The sequence below is a fragment of the Mycobacteriales bacterium genome (genome assembly GCA_040902655.1).
GTDB lineage: Bacteria > Actinomycetota > Actinomycetes > Mycobacteriales > SCTD01 > SCTD01.
The window spans coordinates 94,408-109,189 of the sequence record JBBDWV010000028.1 but is presented as its reverse complement, the minus strand read 5'-3'; the positions used below and the strand labels follow the sequence as shown (position 1 = coordinate 109,189).

General features: G+C 70.9%; 15 protein-coding genes. 5 read left to right on the top strand and 10 right to left on the bottom strand.

Going from position 1 to position 14,782, the window contains the following annotated elements:
- Positions 1-70: 70 nt before the first annotated feature.
- From WD794_09075 to WD794_09045, 7 genes are all read right to left on the bottom strand, one after another.
- Positions 71-397: a putative quinol monooxygenase gene (locus tag WD794_09075; GenBank protein MEX2290461.1), complete on the bottom strand. Its 327-nt coding sequence runs from the start codon at positions 395-397 to the stop codon at positions 71-73.
- 133 nt (positions 398-530) lie between these two features.
- On the bottom strand, positions 531-944 hold the full coding sequence (locus tag WD794_09070) for a cupin domain-containing protein (protein ID MEX2290460.1): 414 nt from the start codon (positions 942-944) through the stop codon (positions 531-533).
- Entirely contained in the window at positions 944-1,264 is a 321-nt protein-coding gene (locus tag WD794_09065) for a putative quinol monooxygenase (GenBank protein ID MEX2290459.1), read from the bottom strand. Before WD794_09065 ends, WD794_09070 begins: the two co-directional genes overlap by 1 nt.
- Positions 1,265-1,418: 154 nt before the next feature.
- A complete protein-coding gene (locus WD794_09060) occupies positions 1,419-2,570 on the bottom strand; it encodes a Wadjet anti-phage system protein JetD domain-containing protein (GenBank protein MEX2290458.1) in 1,152 nt (383 codons plus the stop codon).
- Complete coding sequence (locus WD794_09055) at positions 2,567-5,971, bottom strand: SbcC/MukB-like Walker B domain-containing protein (GenBank protein MEX2290457.1); 3,405 nt, start codon at positions 5,969-5,971, stop codon at positions 2,567-2,569. Before WD794_09055 ends, WD794_09060 begins: the two co-directional genes overlap by 4 nt.
- On the bottom strand, positions 5,964-6,557 hold the full coding sequence (locus WD794_09050) for a DUF4194 domain-containing protein (GenBank protein ID MEX2290456.1): 594 nt from the start codon (positions 6,555-6,557) through the stop codon (positions 5,964-5,966). Before WD794_09050 ends, WD794_09055 begins: the two co-directional genes overlap by 8 nt.
- A complete protein-coding gene (locus WD794_09045; GenBank protein ID MEX2290455.1) occupies positions 6,554-7,981 on the bottom strand; it encodes a DUF3375 domain-containing protein in 1,428 nt (475 codons plus the stop codon). Before WD794_09045 ends, WD794_09050 begins: the two co-directional genes overlap by 4 nt.
- A gap of 366 nt (positions 7,982-8,347) precedes the next feature.
- Between WD794_09045 and WD794_09040 the strand changes: the two genes are divergently transcribed.
- Both WD794_09040 and WD794_09035 read left to right on the top strand, forming a co-directional pair.
- Entirely contained in the window at positions 8,348-8,608 is a 261-nt protein-coding gene (locus WD794_09040) for a type II toxin-antitoxin system prevent-host-death family antitoxin (protein ID MEX2290454.1), read from the top strand.
- A gap of 3 nt (positions 8,609-8,611) precedes the next feature.
- Positions 8,612-9,037, top strand: coding sequence for a type II toxin-antitoxin system VapC family toxin (locus WD794_09035; GenBank protein ID MEX2290453.1), 426 nt, complete (start codon positions 8,612-8,614; stop codon positions 9,035-9,037).
- Between the two features lie 30 nt (positions 9,038-9,067).
- On the opposite strand, the gene WD794_09030 is transcribed toward WD794_09035, so the two are convergent.
- Both WD794_09030 and WD794_09025 read right to left on the bottom strand, forming a co-directional pair.
- On the bottom strand, positions 9,068-9,511 hold the full coding sequence (locus WD794_09030; protein MEX2290452.1) for a macro domain-containing protein: 444 nt from the start codon (positions 9,509-9,511) through the stop codon (positions 9,068-9,070).
- Positions 9,512-9,516: 5 nt separating this feature from the next.
- On the bottom strand, positions 9,517-9,714 hold the full coding sequence (locus tag WD794_09025) for a hypothetical protein (GenBank protein ID MEX2290451.1): 198 nt from the start codon (positions 9,712-9,714) through the stop codon (positions 9,517-9,519).
- Between the two features lie 72 nt (positions 9,715-9,786).
- Here WD794_09025 and WD794_09020 point away from each other — a divergent pair, with 72 nt between their 5' ends.
- The 3 genes from WD794_09020 to WD794_09010 all read left to right on the top strand — a co-directional run bounded on the left by WD794_09020 (position 9,787) and on the right by WD794_09010 (position 14,137).
- Positions 9,787-10,989 (top strand): hypothetical protein, encoded by a 1,203-nt coding sequence (locus WD794_09020; protein ID MEX2290450.1) that lies wholly within the window; start codon positions 9,787-9,789, stop codon positions 10,987-10,989.
- A 319-nt stretch (positions 10,990-11,308) separates the two neighbouring features.
- On the top strand, positions 11,309-12,343 hold the full coding sequence (locus tag WD794_09015; GenBank protein ID MEX2290449.1) for a hypothetical protein: 1,035 nt from the start codon (positions 11,309-11,311) through the stop codon (positions 12,341-12,343).
- Positions 12,344-12,604: 261 nt separating this feature from the next.
- The gene (locus WD794_09010; GenBank protein ID MEX2290448.1) at positions 12,605-14,137 is read left to right on the top strand and encodes a BCCT family transporter; all 1,533 of its coding nucleotides are present in this window, start codon (positions 12,605-12,607) and stop codon (positions 14,135-14,137) included.
- On the opposite strand, the gene WD794_09005 is transcribed toward WD794_09010, so the two are convergent.
- The gene (locus WD794_09005; GenBank protein MEX2290447.1) at positions 14,088-14,540 is read right to left on the bottom strand and encodes a hypothetical protein; all 453 of its coding nucleotides are present in this window, start codon (positions 14,538-14,540) and stop codon (positions 14,088-14,090) included. The genes WD794_09010 and WD794_09005 overlap by 50 nt on opposite strands.
- Between the last annotated feature and the right edge of the window lie 242 nt (positions 14,541-14,782).

The following is a 14,782-nucleotide window of genomic DNA, read 5'->3' as shown; positions in this document are numbered from 1 at the left end:
ACGCCGGGAGGGGCCCACTGTCGTCCCGCGCCCTGTTCAGTGGCGTACCTGTCGGGCTTCGATGCGCCTGTCAGCTTCGGACACTCAGCTCCCCCAGCTCGGACCAGCCGTCCTGGTCGACCTCGAAGTGCACGATCTTCGGTGTCGCTGCCAGGTACTGCGGCAGCTCCTCCTGCGCGGCCCGGAAGTGCTCCGACTGCACATGCTCACCTCCGGCGGCGCCGTCTCGGAAGGCCTCGACCACCACGTACTCGTTCGGGTCGTCGAGGCTGCGCGACCAGTCGAACCACAGGCACCCCGGCTCGCTGCGCGTGGCCTGCGTGAAGGCACGGCTGATCTCCGGCCAGCGATCGGCGTGCTCGGGCTTCACCAGGAATTTGGCAGTGATGAAGATCAAGGACCCTCCTCAGGAACAGGGCGGGGCGAGCCCGCCTACGGTTCGGTCATGACGCCTGCCGCCGCGCCGAACGCCGCGGTGGGCAGTGCGCCGGTGAGCACTCTGCCGGACGGGCGGCGTACCCGTCGAGGCATCAGCCCGCATGATCCGGGGCATGCGGGTGCCCCTCGACCGGCACGACGATCGCCTCCTGGGTGCTGCGGGCGACCACCATCTCGACCGGTTCGGTGTCGCTGGCGTTCTGCTCCCAGTGGACGATGCCCGGGGGGATGAAGATGAAGTCGCCCGCCCGGGCCTCGCGCACCTCGTCCAGCCGGTCGCCGACCCACCAGCGGGTGACGCCGCTGATCACGTAGATGGCCGTCTCGGACTCGCCGTGGTGGTGCACCCCCGTCTTACCGCCGGGCTCGAGCACGGCGTACCCCATCCACATCTTCTGCGACCCGGTCAGCGCGGCTGACACCCCGGACCAGCGCTGCAGCCCCGGGGTCTGCGCCGTGCCGCTGTCACGCTCGTCGGGACCGACGACCCGGACGTCGAGCGCCATCACGCGATCCGCTTCAGCCGGGCGATCGTCAGCCCGCGTTCGTCGAGCAGGTCGTCCATGACGCTCTTGAACCGCTCGAGGTGCGGCGTGGACAGGTGCACGTCCAGCGCCTGCTCGGACTCCCAGTTCTCGTAGAGGTAGAAGACGCCGGGGTCGTCGACGGCCTGGTGCAGGTCGTAGTTCACGTAGCCGTTCTCGCGACTGGTCGGCTCGACGAGCCCCTCCAGCGCCTGGCGCAGCTCGCCCTCCTTGCCGGCTCTGGCCTTCATGTTCGCGATGACGGTCAGCAGGTCGCGTCGGTCGTCCGTGGGCGTCGGCATCGGGCACTCCTGGTCTTCGGCAGCGGGACTATCGGACGGTGCCTACCCGGCTCACCCCGCACCGCAACGCAGGCAGCCGCCACGAGATGGAGCCGGCGGACGGTCGAGGGGACAGCTCGTCCGGGCTCGTCCGGGTAGGTGCACCCGGGACACGTCAGGGCCGAGGTAGCCGCTGCTGCACCCACGCCCAGTCGATCCGCTCCTGCTCCAGACGCACCGCATCGCCCAGCCGGTCCGACACCAGGTCCGCGTACAAGGCGGCCTCGGCAGAGGTCAGCCGGTCCAGCCTGGCCGCCGTCGGCGCGGGCTCACGGCCCCAGCGGTCCCGGTGCTCCAGCAGTGTCTCCCGGTCCATGAGGAAGGACTGCGACTGGGGCAGCCAGGCGCGCAGCTGAGACAGGATCGCGAAACCGTGCGTGTCGAGGTCGCCCCAGTAGTGCACGGCCACGTCGCGCAACCACGGCAGCGCTGCGACCCGGCTGACCTCGAAGCCCTTGCCCCAGAGAACGACACCGCCGGCGGGGACCGGTGTGGTGAGGTAGGTGATCTCGTTCTCGACGATGACGGCGGTACGAACAGCCGCGGACACGGCGGCGAGCTCCTCGACCCGAAAGGTGGCCTCCGAGAGCGGACCCGGCAGCCCCAGCACGATCGGGTCGAAGCGCAGGCGCAGGGACTCCGGTTTGGTAGCCAGGCCCAGGCAGGTCAGGAACCCGGTGGCGCTCCGGTCGGTGCCGAGCAGTTGCGCCAGCACCGTCCGGTGCCGCTCGACGAACTTCGTGTCGACCCCCGGGGCGGTGATCTCACGCAGGTAGCGACCGGATCCGCGGGAGGCGTCCAGCCAGCGGTAGGCGGCAACCATCTGCTCCCACTCGTCCGCGGCCTCCAGCGCCCGCAGCGGCTGCTCCGTCACCCAGGCGCGTACCGCAGGCAGGTCGGTGCTCAGATCCAGGACCCGGCGGTAGGCCGCGACCTGCCCGGTCACGCCGAGCAGTCGCCACGCCTGGTCGTACGTCGCCAGCCGGGCGCGCGCCGGCAGCCGGTTGCGGCCGAAGTGCCGGCCGCCGATCTCGACGTAGTGGAGGTCGTAACGCCGGCCGTCGCCGCTGCCCGCCTCCAGCTCGCCGACCCAGCGGCGGACCGCCGACACGTCGTCGCCGATCTCTCCCGTCCGGGGGCCGTGCACGGGCAGGTCGAGCGGCGGGAAGGGCCCGCCGTCGGCGAGGGCGGCCAGCAGGGAACCGTCGGCCCAGCGTCGCCGCACCTTGGCCTGCAGGTCGGCGTACGTCGTCCAGGCACGGGTCATGTGGCCGGCGCCGCACCCTCCCGGCGGGCCCGGAACTCCTCGATCGTCAGCGTCTGCAACCGCGAGTAGCTGCCGGTGGGGTTGTCGACGAAGCCGATCGCCCGGACGTAGGGCTCGATGACGTGGACCTTCTGCAGCGGAGTGACGATCAGCAGCTGCAGGCCCAGCTTGCCGAACAGGTCCAGCGCGTAGCGGGTGGAGGCGTCCGACCCTCGGCCGAAGGCTTCGTCGATGACGACGAACCGGAAGTCCCTCGCGCGCTCGACGCCCCACTCGAGCCCGAACTGGTAGGCGAGCGAGGCGGCCAGGATGGTGTAGGCGAGCTTCTCCTTCTGGCCGCCGGACTTGCCGTCGGAGTCCCGGTAGTGCTCCCACTCCTCGCCGCTCTCCCTGTCCCGCTCGGCGGCCGAGAAGGTGAACCAGTTCCGCACGTCGGTGACCCGCCTCGTCCACGCCTTGTCCGTCTCGGCGTGGCCCTCGCGCCCGCGAAAGCGTTCGATGATGCGCTGCACGTCCAGGAAACGCTGCTCGGAGTACCGGTCGTCGTCGGGCCCGAGCGTGTCGTCGGTGGCCGCGCGCAGCTCCGTCCGGAATGCCTGTACCTCCTGGTTGACGGTGCGCTCGGCGACCAGCGTGATGTAGCGCCCGGGGCTGTAGTCGATCGCGCCGAGCGCCTCGTTGATCCGGTCCACCCGGGCGTGGATCTCGCCGGCCTGCCGGCGCAGCCAGCTGTTGAAGCCCGCGAGCTCGCGGATGGTGTTGGTGTTGAGCTGACGCTTGAACTCCTGCTCGAACGCCGGGAGGTCGTCCTCGGCCACCCGGTCGCGGAACGCGCGGAACTCCCCGCGCGCCTCCACACTCGCGTCCATCTCCGTCGTCGCCTCCGGCCAGCGGCGACGCACGTCGTTCATCGCCCCGAGCAGGCTCTGCGCACAGCGGTCGAGCTCCCGCGCCACCCGGTCGATCCCCGCCTGCAGCTGCGTGGTCAGCTCGGACGCCGCCTGCTGGCAGTCCTCGGCGTCGTCGGGCAGGTGACCGTCCAGCCGCGCCGTCAGGGCGCCGTAGGTGTCACGCGCCTGCGCCAGGACGTCGGCCGGCTGACCGTCGACGTACGCCCTCTCGAGCTCGCGCGCCTTGCTCGCCCGAGCGATCCGTTCGCCCAGCACCGAGACGCGTCCGCGTACCTGCTCCAGGCGCCGGTCGAGCTGCTCGCGGCGCTCCTCGTTGTCCCGCAGCTGGCGCTCGATCTCCTCGAGTCGGGAGGAGCCCGCGACCAGCCGCGCCCGCTCCTGCTGTGCGGCATCGGCCCGCGCCTGGGCGTCCAGCCAGTCCAGGTCGCGCCAGGTGGGGTACTCCTCGAGCTTCGCCAGGACGGTCGTACGGTCGGCGATGCGCTGCCGCTCGGCAGCGACCTGCTCCAGCTCCTCCTGGACCGCCGCGAACTCGACCTGCTGCTCGCGGAGCTCAGCGGTGAGCGCCTCGATCTTGCGCTCGTTGGCCCAGCCGAGGACCCAGGTGCGGGGATCGTCGATCCGCGAGCGGTCGTCCTTCTCGTGCCGGTCGCCGGAGCGGACCTGGCCCTGCGCAGTGACCGCTCGGGAGGCCTGCTGGAACTCCTGCAGCGACTCCGTGCACCGGTGGTCGGCCCGCCTGGCGAGCTGGTCGCGCAGGTAGCCCTCGAACGGGCCGGGGGCCAGCTCGAGGGTCTGGGCCAGCAGCAGGCCGTCGCTGCTGCTCGGTGGCTGCAGCGCGACGTGCCGGCGGGGCACCCGCTCGTAGACCAGCCGCATCCCCCGCCGGTCCCCGTCGTCCCGGCGGTAGGTGAGGCGGCGCTCGTCGACCCACAGCGTGACTGCTGGGTAGTGCTCCTGCGGCACCAGCAGCGACAGGGCGAAGCCCCGCAACACCCGCTCCGCAGCTCCCCGCCATCGTTCGAAGCCGTCGGCCACGTCGACGAGCTCGCCGGCGAACGGCAGAGCGTCAGGGTCGAGGCCGAGGTCGTGGCAGAGCTGTACCCGGACGTCGAGGTGGCTGCGCGGCAGGTTGTTGCGCCTCCCGGCCAGGCTGCTGAGCTCGGCCCTCGTCTGGCTCCCCAGCCGGTCCAGCTCCCGGCGTCGACCCGCCAGCTCGGTCAGCCGCTCGTCGAGGCCGCGGCGGCTGCCCTGCAGCTGCTCCAGCTCGCCGGCGACGCGGCCGGGCAGGGTCGCGAAGGCGGCGGCGTCCCCGATCGGGCTGAGCCCGGCGTCGACGACGAGCCCGGCGAACCGGTCCCGCCTGGCCCGCCGCGCCTCGACCTCGCCCCGCGCCGTCTGCTCGATCCGCTCCAGCTCGCCGACCCGATCGCCGCCGGCCGCGGCCCGCTCCCCGATCAGGCGCTCCCGGTCCCCGGTGAGCTCGGCGCGGCAGACCTCGGCCTCCGCAGCCTCGTGTCCGAGCCGCTCCCGGTCCGCCTCGTTGACCTCGCTCTCGGCCGACAGCAAGCGGACCCGAAGCTCGGCGAAGTACAGCCGGACGGCGTCGCGCTCGCGCTCCATCGCGGTACGCCGTTGCAGGGCCGCGTCATACCTGTCGGCGGTGGCCACCAGCGGTTCCAGTGCCGCGAGCTGGTCCTCGGCGCGGCGGACCGCTTCGTGCGCCTTGCGCAGGTCCTCGAAGTGGCTGACGATCCCGGCCACCTTGTCGGAGGCGTCCACCGGTTCGAGCATGTGGCTGCGGACGAAGTCGTTGAGGTTGCCCACGGACTTCATCGAGACGGTCTGGTGGAACAGCTCCAGCGCCTGCTCCGACCGGATGCCCAGCAGCCGGCGAAGGTGCCGGGAGTAGTCGGGGAAGCCGGGGCTGATCGTCGCGCCGGTCGCGCGCAGCCGCCGGCGCAGCGAGTGGAGGTCGGAGCCGAAGTCGGTGAAGTCGGCGTCGACCGACAGCGGCTTGTCCGAGGTCACGAAGAACCGGTCGGGCTGACCCGAACGGTCCCGCTGGTGGAACACCTGGGCCAGGCTGACGGTCTCGTCGTACCCCTCGTTGACGAAGACACCGAGGATGACGGAGTAGGTGCGGTGGTCGCGCAGCCCGATGGCCTTGGAGGTGCCCGTGCTCTCGACCCGCTCGGACTTGTAGTGGCCCTCGACATAGCTGCGCAGGCTGCGCTCCCGGGACTCCGCGCCGGCGGCCTTGTTGTAGGTGATCCGGTGCGCGGGGAGCAGCAGGGTGGTGACCGCGTCGACCAGGGTCGACTTGCCGCTGCCGATGTCGCCGGTGAGCAGCGAGGTGTCGCCGCCGGGCGTCATCCGCCAGACCCGCCGGTCGAACGTGCCCCAGTTGAAGACCTCGAGATGGTGCAGCCGGTAGCCGGCCCGGCCGGAGCCCGAGAGCTGCACGGCGGAGAAGAGTGCGTCACTCATCGGCCTTGCCTCCGGTGCTGGTCTCGGCATACTCCCGGAGCTTGCCGGCGTAGTCGGACAGGGTCTGCGCGTCGACGTACGCCTTGAGGATGCGGCGCACCTCCCAGTGGTCCTGCTGCCCCCGCAGCTGCCGCAGGAAGCCCAGCTCGGCCACCTGCTTCAGCGTGCTGTCGACGCGGTCGATCACCCGGGCCTCGTTCGTCGTGTCGGCCAGGAAGACGCGCAGCATCTCGACGATCTGGTCCCGGGACAGCACGAGCTTGCCCTCGCTTCCGGTCGTCTCGAACTCCACGAGGCGCTTGCGGAGCAGCACCAGCAGCAGGCTGACGTTGTAGGTCAGGCTGCGTCGCTTGACCAGCCGTGGCAGCGGCTCGGCGTCGGCGTCCTGCTCCCGGCTGCGCAGGTAGGCGTAGCCCTCGGTGTCGTCCACGACGACCTCGACGCCGATGGCGCCGAAGTGATCACGCACGGAGCCGGCGTGCCGGTCCAGCGTCGCCCACGCGTCCTCGTGCTGCTCGCGGTAGACGACACCGCGCATCAGCTCGATGATCGCTACCGCGACGGCGTGCTCCTCAGCGGTCCTCATCGCCGGCTCACCGTCACCCTGGGCAGCCGGGCGCGGCGGCCGACGCCGTCCGGGTCGCGGTAGTCCACGACGATCTCCTCGGCCTCGTCCAGGGTGACGGCCAGGTCCTCCTCCGCCAGCGAGAGGTAGCCGAGGATCTCGGCGACGCCGTGCTCGACCGGGTAGAAGTCGAGGATGTCGGTCAGCAGCGTGGACGTGCGCTCGGGCAGGATCGTGCGGATGTTGTCGGCCAGCCGGGCCTGGTCCACGAAGGTCTGGGTGAACAGCGTCGAGACGTCGATGAGCTCCTGCTCCCCCGGGTCCACCATGCTCTCGACCCGGGTGGCCGGCCGCGCGTCGTACAGCGGCCGCTCGAAGGCGAGCGCGATGCCGATGCCGGGGACGCCGACGTCCAGCCCCAGATCCGGCGGCGCGTCCCGGCAGGCGAGCGCGGCGGACTCGATCGAGCGGACCAGCTCCAGCACCCGGCGGTTCTCCAGCCACACCTGGTCGTCGAGGAAACGGCGCAGCTGCTCGGAGACCTGCCGGACGGTCTGCTGGGTGCGCTCGGCGGCCTCCGACCAGTCGTGGTGAATCGTGCGGAGCCGGCGGTCGGTCTCGATCGGCGTCAGCTGCTGGACGCTGGCCAGCAGGTCGGCGAGCTCGTCCTGACGGGCCTCGGAGAGCAGGAAGTCGTAGAAGGCCTGGAAGCTCGCGCCCTGGTCGGAGCTGCTGATGTCGGCGCGGCTGGAGACCAGCTCGGCGAGCAACTCGCCCTTGGAGCCCTCCCACGCCGCGATCCGCTCGCGGGCGCCGCGGTCCAGCGCGCGGAAGTTCTCCTCGACCTGGCGGAAGTCCGAGAGAAGCTCGCGGGCCGTGGCAGCGAACTGCTGGTAACGCTCCCGGACCGCGGTGTCGGTCAGGACGGCGACGTTGCCGGCCTCGGTCTCCTCGATCTGCCGGTCGATCTCGGCGCGCTGGGCGTGCAGCAGCGCCAGGCGGGTCTCCGGGTCGCTCTCGGTGCCGTGGACGATCTGCCGGAGCAGGTCCACGACGGTGTTCAGTCGCGACTCGGTGCCGACGAAGGCGCGGACCCGCAGCCCCGCAATCCAACCGTAGGCCTTCTCGAAGGCAGGCGTGGCGTCGTAGTGCACCTCGTCGGAGCTGGCCGGGTAGAAGCGACGCAACCAGCCGGATTCAGGACCTGACCACGCCTCGAGATAGGCCTCCGGCGTCCGCGGGAAACGCGGCTCGTGGGTGCCGGCATTGAGCGCGTCGAGATGCTCCTCGAGCGCCTCGACCAGCCTGATCGCGGGCGTCGCCCCCTGGTTGCCGTCCACGAAGTGACGGCCGAGGAAGGACAGCACGAGGGCTGCGTGCTGCGCGCGCAGGAGCCGCCAGGCGGGATGCCGGTCCCGCAGCGCCTCGATCGTCTCGTGGTCCACCCCGGCCCCCTTCTCCGGCCCCGTCGTGCCGCCGCTGGTCAGCGTAGGGACGAACACCGGCAACAGGTGTGCGCCGGGCCGGGGTCACCGCCTCACCATCTCAGTCGCAGCCCGCTGATCGCGCTCATCTCGCTGTCCGAGATCACCAGCGTGACGTTCTCCACCAGGCCCTGAGCCTGACCAGACCCGCCCGGTCTACTGCTCTCAGCGCCACCGGATGCACAGCGGCTCACTGGCCGAACGCTGGTCCGCGTCACGGAGCGGCTGAGGTGACGGAGGAGCGGATCCGCGCAGCTGCCACACCTCCGCCTGCTGACGGTCCCGCCACCGTACACATCGAGGATGAAAGGATGTACGCTTACCGCTGTGGAGGTCGCCATCACGGAGTTCCGGGCGGCTCTGAGCGCGTACGTCGACCGGGCCCGGCGGGGCGAGGACGTGGTCCTGACCGAGCGCGGACGGCCGGTGGCGCGGCTGGTCGCCGTGGATGCCGCACCGCTCCTCGAGCAGCTGGAGCGCGAGGGCGTCATCAGCCCTGCGTCGGCTCCGCGGCCCCGCGCGAGCGGCACCCTCCGCGCGGAGGCGACAGGACCCGTGGCTGACCTCATCTCTGAGCTCCGACACTGAACCGTGCTGCTCTGCCTCGACAGCAGCGCGCTGATCAAGCTGCTCGTGGAGGAGGACGGCAGCCATGTGATCGCCCGGCTGTGGGACGACGCCGACGTCCTGGTGGCGAGCCGGCTGGTGGTGCCGGAGGTGGCCGCCGCTCTGCACGCCGCCCGCCGAAACCAGCGACTGGATGATGATGCGCTGGCGCGGGCCCTGACTGCCTGGGCCGGCTACCGGCCCGCTCTTCGCCTCGTGGAGCTGACGTCCTCGCTGGCCCTGCAGGCAGCAGAGCTGACCGTGACGTCTGCGCTGAGCGGCGCCGACGCCGTCCATCTGGCCAGCGCCCTGACCCTGAAGCAGGCGAGCCCGCTCCTGGCCGTGTGGGACAGACGCCTGCACGCCGCTGCCCGCGCTGAGGGGGTCCGGACGGCGCCTGCAGCACTGTGAGCGACGACGCACCTCGCCTGACATGGTCACTCAGCCTCGCGCCACCACCGTGAGCAGCACCGGGCTGGCCTGACCTGCCTCCTCCAGCACCTGGCGAACATCCGCCCAGGCGAGGCCGCCGATGCCGGCCCCGAGGTGCGGCACGCCGACCTCACGGATGCCCTGCTGCTCGGCGTCGGCGAGCATGGCCGTCACCGAGTCGGCGATGGCGCCCAGCCGGGCGTCGGCCCCGGGCCGCTGCTGGGTGGCGAGGTTGTAGACGAGGGTGCCGTCGTCGAGCCTCCAGCGCAGGAAGCCGCCGAGGCGGAACTCTCCCTCGCTGCACAGCCGGCGATACTCCGCGTGCATCGCCTCGTCCATCGCCCGGAAGGCCCGTGCGATGCCGCCGGACATGGAACCGGCGCAGTTGCAGCCGTGTGCGAGGGCGGGCAGCCCGAGCGCGAACAGGTCACCACGAAGGTGGCGGATACCCATCGGAGTCAGGTACGTACGAAGACGTTGTCGACGCAGCGGAGGTGCGGGCAGGGCCGGATGCGCAGCCGGTCGCCCGTCGCGGTACGGAAGAGCTCCGGCTGCTCGGTCACGGTCATGCTGTCCTCGATGAATCCTCGTCGGACGCCGTCCTCGGCGGCCGCTGCCACCAGGTTGCCATCGACCTCCGACAGGACCTTCTCCACCGGCAGATCGTGAACCTGTCGCAGGCCCGCGTCCACAGAAACTGTCGGACCCCGCCTCTACCGTCGAAGAAGATGACCACCTACACCGAACAACAACGCCTCCAGGCCACGACCTGGAAGAGCTCCACCACCACGCTGCCGCCCGAGGCGAAGCAGCCTGCCCCGTACGAGGACAAGACCGGCGCGAGCCGCGGCCCGGCGTACGACTTCTGCCTCCCCCGCGAGCACGCCGCCCTCTCACTGCTCCCCGAGGTGCGTGAGCCGGCGCTGGCGCTGTTCGCCGAGCTGGGCATCCCCTGGCACGCCGGCATCGACGGCGGCCCGAGCAACCATCTGCTGTCCTCACAGGTGCAGTGCGTCAACGCGCTCGGCCAGATGGTGCACGACCCGGAGCGGCTGCGGCTCGCCTTCGCCGACGTGTTGGGGACGCAGGACGTGCTGGAGATCGAGCCGGGCCGCTTCCTGACGTTCGAGTACATCGGGCCCACCGACTACTTCAACGAGGCGCCGACCGGCGCCCGGGTCCGCGGCGCCCACTGCACGAGCGTCGACGCCGCCTTCCTCCACCGCACGCGTGACGGTCTCGTCGAGCTCGTCCTGGTCGAGTGGAAGTACACCGAGTCCTACCGGACCCGCCCCGCCGAGCCGGTCAAGGACCAGACCCGGTGGGAGCGGTACGGCGCGGCCTGGAGCGACCCCGACGGCCCGATCCTGCCGGCGCTGCCCTTCGAGCAGATCCTGCAGGAGCCGCTCTACCAGCTGGTCCGTCAGCAGCTGCTCGCGCACGCGCTCGAGAAGGATCGGGCACACGGCGCGGACCGAGTCCGGGTGGTGCACGTGTCGCCGGGCGGCAACACTGCCTACCAGCAGTCGCTCCAGCCGGCGCACCGCGGGCTGGGCGACAGCGTGACCGAGGTGTGGTCCAAGCTGATGCGCCACCCCGACCGGTTCGTCCCGCTGGACAGCGAGCTGTTCCTCGACGAGGACATCACCTCGCCTGAGTACGCACTGCGTCACGCGCCCGACGTCGTCCTGGACGAGGCGTCCCTGCTGGCAGCGACCGGCGCGGAGAGTCTCCTCGAGCTGGAGGACATCCTCTACAGCGACGACGACTTCGACGGTGACCTGCTCCAGCTGGACGACGGGGTCGAGGTCCAGCTCGGCCACGTCGGCTACCGGCTCAGCTACCCGTTCCCCGTCAGCCTGCTGCACCGGACGGCCCAGCGCCTGCAGCGCGAGTACGAGGAGGAGCTGGAGGCCGACGATGACCAGTGACCGGGAGCAGCCGGCGTTACGTTGGGCGTCATGGACCCGAACGACGTGATCCGCGACGAGCAGGACCTGCTGGCTGCGATGGGGCTGGAGATGCAGGCCGCCGCCGGAGCTCCGCTGTCGAAGGCGCGTCAGGCCAAGAACGTGCACGACGCGTTCGCGCCCGAGGCCCAGCGGCTGGCCGACGAGGTCTTCGGCGCCGGTGCTCGTCCCTTCGCGCCGCGCGCGATGACGAGCTTCGCATGGTGGTACGAGGACGCTGACGCGACCACGCTGCTCGCGGTCGTCCGCGCCGACGGAGGTCCCGACCGCTACCGACGAGGTGCTGGCCTACGCCCTGGCGTGGCAGCACGACCGGGAGCTCGTGCTCGTCCTGTCGGACCAGCACGCGCGCGAGGTCGCTCGCCGCCTGCCCTGGGTCGACACACCTGTCACCGTCCGGACCCTCACCGGCGAGCCCTTCACCCTGTCGAGATCCGAGGTCCTCACGACCTCTGCGGCACTCGAGCAACGCACGGTGGAGCCGTTCGTCCTCGACAACAGGAGGGCGGCGTGGGTCGAGCGGTTGCTGGCGGATCCCGGCCTCGACGGCCTCGAGGCGCATGGCCGGGCGAACTATCTGTCCTGGCACCACCGCGGCCTGCAGGTCCTGCGGCTGTCCCAGACGCGCAGTGGCCTTCGGGTGCAGGCCGGTGTGCAGTACAGCCGTCCGCAGCCGGGACACAAGGTGGTCAACGTGGTGCTGAAAGGTCCCATGACCGACACCGAGTTGAGTGAGATCCTGGAGGCCGTGGCTGCATCGGTGAGCGCGGGCGGCTCACTCACCACGCGCCAGACCGAGCACCGGCTGCAGGCGAGCATCGGGATGTCGCCGCCAGCGGCGCTCGGGCTGCCCTTCCTGGCGCGGGAGTACCCGGCCTACCGCGGACCAGGACGCCCCGGGTTCATCGACTTCCTCGGCTGCGACGGTGCGGGCCGGCTCCACGTCGTCGAGACGAAGGTGGGCCACGACCCCAAGGTTGTGCTACAAGCGCTCGACTACGGCATCTGGCTACAGGCGAACGAGACGGGGGTCCGCAGTCACCGTCCGGACTGGCCGCGGCCGGACGGGATGCAGAAGGAGATCTACCTCGACTTCGTGCTGTCCGCGGGCGACCAGCGCACCGCCGTCAACGGCTACCTGCCGGGGCAGCTCGAGGCGCTGGCCCCGGAGGTCAACTGGCGGGTGTTCGTGGTGGCGGATCTGGACGTTCACCCGGTGGCGCTCCGGCAGATCCCGGCTGAGGCGCTGTGGAGGGCCGAGCCTGGCGTCACCAGTGCGTCCGTACGCCCGCCCCGAGGCAGACCTGCCGCCTGATCCGGCTCGGTCACTCCTGGGACGCGGGTGGTCCCTTGGCCAGCCTTGCCGATCGCTGCTGCTGTCTGGGCGGACGGCCCGGCAGCGTGAGGTCGAAGCGCCCGATAGGCGTCGCAGCGCAGGCTGCCGTCGCAGGTGCCCACACCCAGCCGAACGCGTCCCACGTGTGTCCCGTCACGTCGGGAACGCAAAGCGGGTGTGGCTGGCTTGTCATAATTTGTGCCCGCCGTCGACCCACGATCCGAGGAGCTGACCACCTCCATGCGGAAGACCTCCCCTGTCTTCTGGGCCTCGCTGAGCCTCGTGCTGCCCGTCGTCCTGTGGGGTGCCCTGGCGTCGGAGTCGCTCGCCGCGGCTGCCGACGATGCTCGCGTCTTCGTCGTCGACCAGTTCGGCTGGTTCTATCTCGTGACGGCGACCGTCCTGCTGATCGGCGTCATCTCCCTCGCCGCCTCCCGCTTCGGGAGGGTGCGGCTGGGCGGGGACGACGAGCAGCCGGAGTTCAGCACCCTTGCCTGGTTCTCGATGCTGTTCAGCGCGGGCATGGGCATCGGGCTCGTGTTCTGGGGCGTGGCTGAGCCGGTGTCGCACTTCACCAGCCCTGCGACGGCCGACGCCGGCAGCGCTGAGGCGGCGCGTGACGCGCTGCAGTACTCCTTCTTCCACTGGGGCCTGCACCCGTGGGCGATCTACTCAGTCCTCGCCCTCGCACTGGCCTACGCCCGCTTCCGCCGCGGTTGGAAAGCGACGATCAGCGGCGCCCTCCGTCCGCTGCTCGGGGACCGGGCTGACGGCCCTGTCGGGTCGCTCATCGACACGCTCGCCGTGGTGGCCACCGTCTTCGGCGTCGCGACCTCGCTGGGGCTGGGCGCGGCGCAGGTCAACGGCGGGCTGGCGTCGGTCTTCGACGGCGTCGAGATCTCCTCGGCCGTGCAGCTGGCGGTCATCGCCGTTGTCACGATGCTCTTTCTCGTCTCCGCGCTGACCGGTATCCACCGCGGCATCAAGTGGCTGTCCCTGGTCAACATCACACTGGCCGTTGCGATCTTCACGTTCGTCCTGGCCACCGCCTCGACCGGCAAGCTCATCGGCGCCTTCACCACGACGCTGGGCAGCTACCTCAGCGAGCTGCCGGTCCTGAGCCTGCAGGCCGGGCCGTTCGACGAGACCCGCAGCGAGTTCATCAACGGCTGGACCGTCTTCTACTGGGCCTGGTGGATCTCCTGGTCGCCGTTCGTCGCCACCTTCGTCGCCCGCATCTCCCGCGGGCGGACCGTGCGGGAGTTCGTCATCGGCGTGCTCGGCGTGCCGACGCTCGTCAGCGGCCTGTGGTTCTCGGTGTTCGGCGCCGCCGGAATCCTCGCCGAGCAGGACGGCGCCGGGCTGTCCGAGATGGCGACCGAGTCGCAGCTGTTCGGGCTGTTCGACACCCTTCCGCTGGGGCTGTTCGCGTCGCTGGCAGCGATGCTGCTCATCGTCACCTTCTTCATCACCAGCGCCGACTCGGCGACGTTCGTGCTGGGCTCGCTGAGCACGAAGGGAGGCGCCGACCCCGCTCGTCCGGTCACCGTCGCCTGGGGCCTGATCATCTCCGCATCGGCCGCGGTGCTGCTGGTCAGCGGCGGGCTGCAGGGGCTGCAGACGGCGTCCATCGTCGCGGCGTTCCCCTTCTCGTTGGTGCTCCTGCTGACGCTCGTCGCGCTGGTCAAGGGGTTGCGCAGCGAGCCGACCGGCCCGGGCACGTTCACGCCGCCGCGGCGAGTCGAGCACGCGCGGGTCGGCGCAGAGCGGTAAGCGTTGGCTCGCCTGCACGGCCTAGCTCGTGGGCAGCGTCATGTTCCTCGTGGTTGCGCTGCGGCGGGACCCGCCGCTCGTGGCGGTCGACAGCGCGCTGTCCGTGCTCGGCACGCTGCTGTACCTGCTGAAGGAGCGCGCTCCGCGAAATCCGAAAGGTGGCTGTGGCCGTACGCAGCAGCAACGGCCCGCCTGCTGAGGAGATCAACGACTGCTGCCGGCGACTACCCGCAGCCGTCTGGATCTCGCCCGCCTCGACGCCCTGCACGCCCTGCAGCAGCTCGTCGTCGAACGGCTCGCCGGCGAGCCGCGCAAACGCGATGACCCCCGCGTACGCGCCGATTTCCGACAGAACTACCGTCATCAGATGAATCCCGCTCGTGCCGAGCTGTTCCAGCAGCATCCGCTCGCCTCCTTCCGACCGGGTGCTGCTACCCACTGACAGCGCTGGGCGACACGTCGTCACGCGATCGTCACGCACGCACGTCGAGCCGGAGCCGAGCATCGGGAACAGAAACGGCTGTACCGACGACAGGCCAGCCGGTGCCCGACACGCTGACCGACGCCGCCCCCCGCATCGCTGCGGGCATCGGCACGCTCTTCGTCCTGCTGCTGCTCAAGCGGCTGATCGGCGGGGGTACGGCG

Coding starts and splice junctions, on each gene's coding strand:
- WD794_09070 (MEX2290460.1), bottom strand. CDS start 944: ATGGCGCTCGACGTCCGGGTCGTCGGTCCCGACGAGCGTGACAGCGGC.
- WD794_09065 (MEX2290459.1), bottom strand. CDS start 1,264: ATGCCGACGCCCACGGACGACCGACGCGACCTGCTGACCGTCATCGCG.
- WD794_09060 (MEX2290458.1), bottom strand. CDS start 2,570: ATGACCCGTGCCTGGACGACGTACGCCGACCTGCAGGCCAAGGTGCGG.
- WD794_09055 (MEX2290457.1), bottom strand. CDS start 5,971: ATGAGTGACGCACTCTTCTCCGCCGTGCAGCTCTCGGGCTCCGGCCGG.
- WD794_09050 (MEX2290456.1), bottom strand. CDS start 6,557: ATGAGGACCGCTGAGGAGCACGCCGTCGCGGTAGCGATCATCGAGCTG.
- WD794_09030 (MEX2290452.1), bottom strand. CDS start 9,511: ATGGGTATCCGCCACCTTCGTGGTGACCTGTTCGCGCTCGGGCTGCCC.
- WD794_09020 (MEX2290450.1), top strand. CDS start 9,787: ATGACCACCTACACCGAACAACAACGCCTCCAGGCCACGACCTGGAAG.
- WD794_09010 (MEX2290448.1), top strand. CDS start 12,605: ATGCGGAAGACCTCCCCTGTCTTCTGGGCCTCGCTGAGCCTCGTGCTG.
- WD794_09005 (MEX2290447.1), bottom strand. CDS start 14,540: ATGCTGCTGGAACAGCTCGGCACGAGCGGGATTCATCTGATGACGGTA.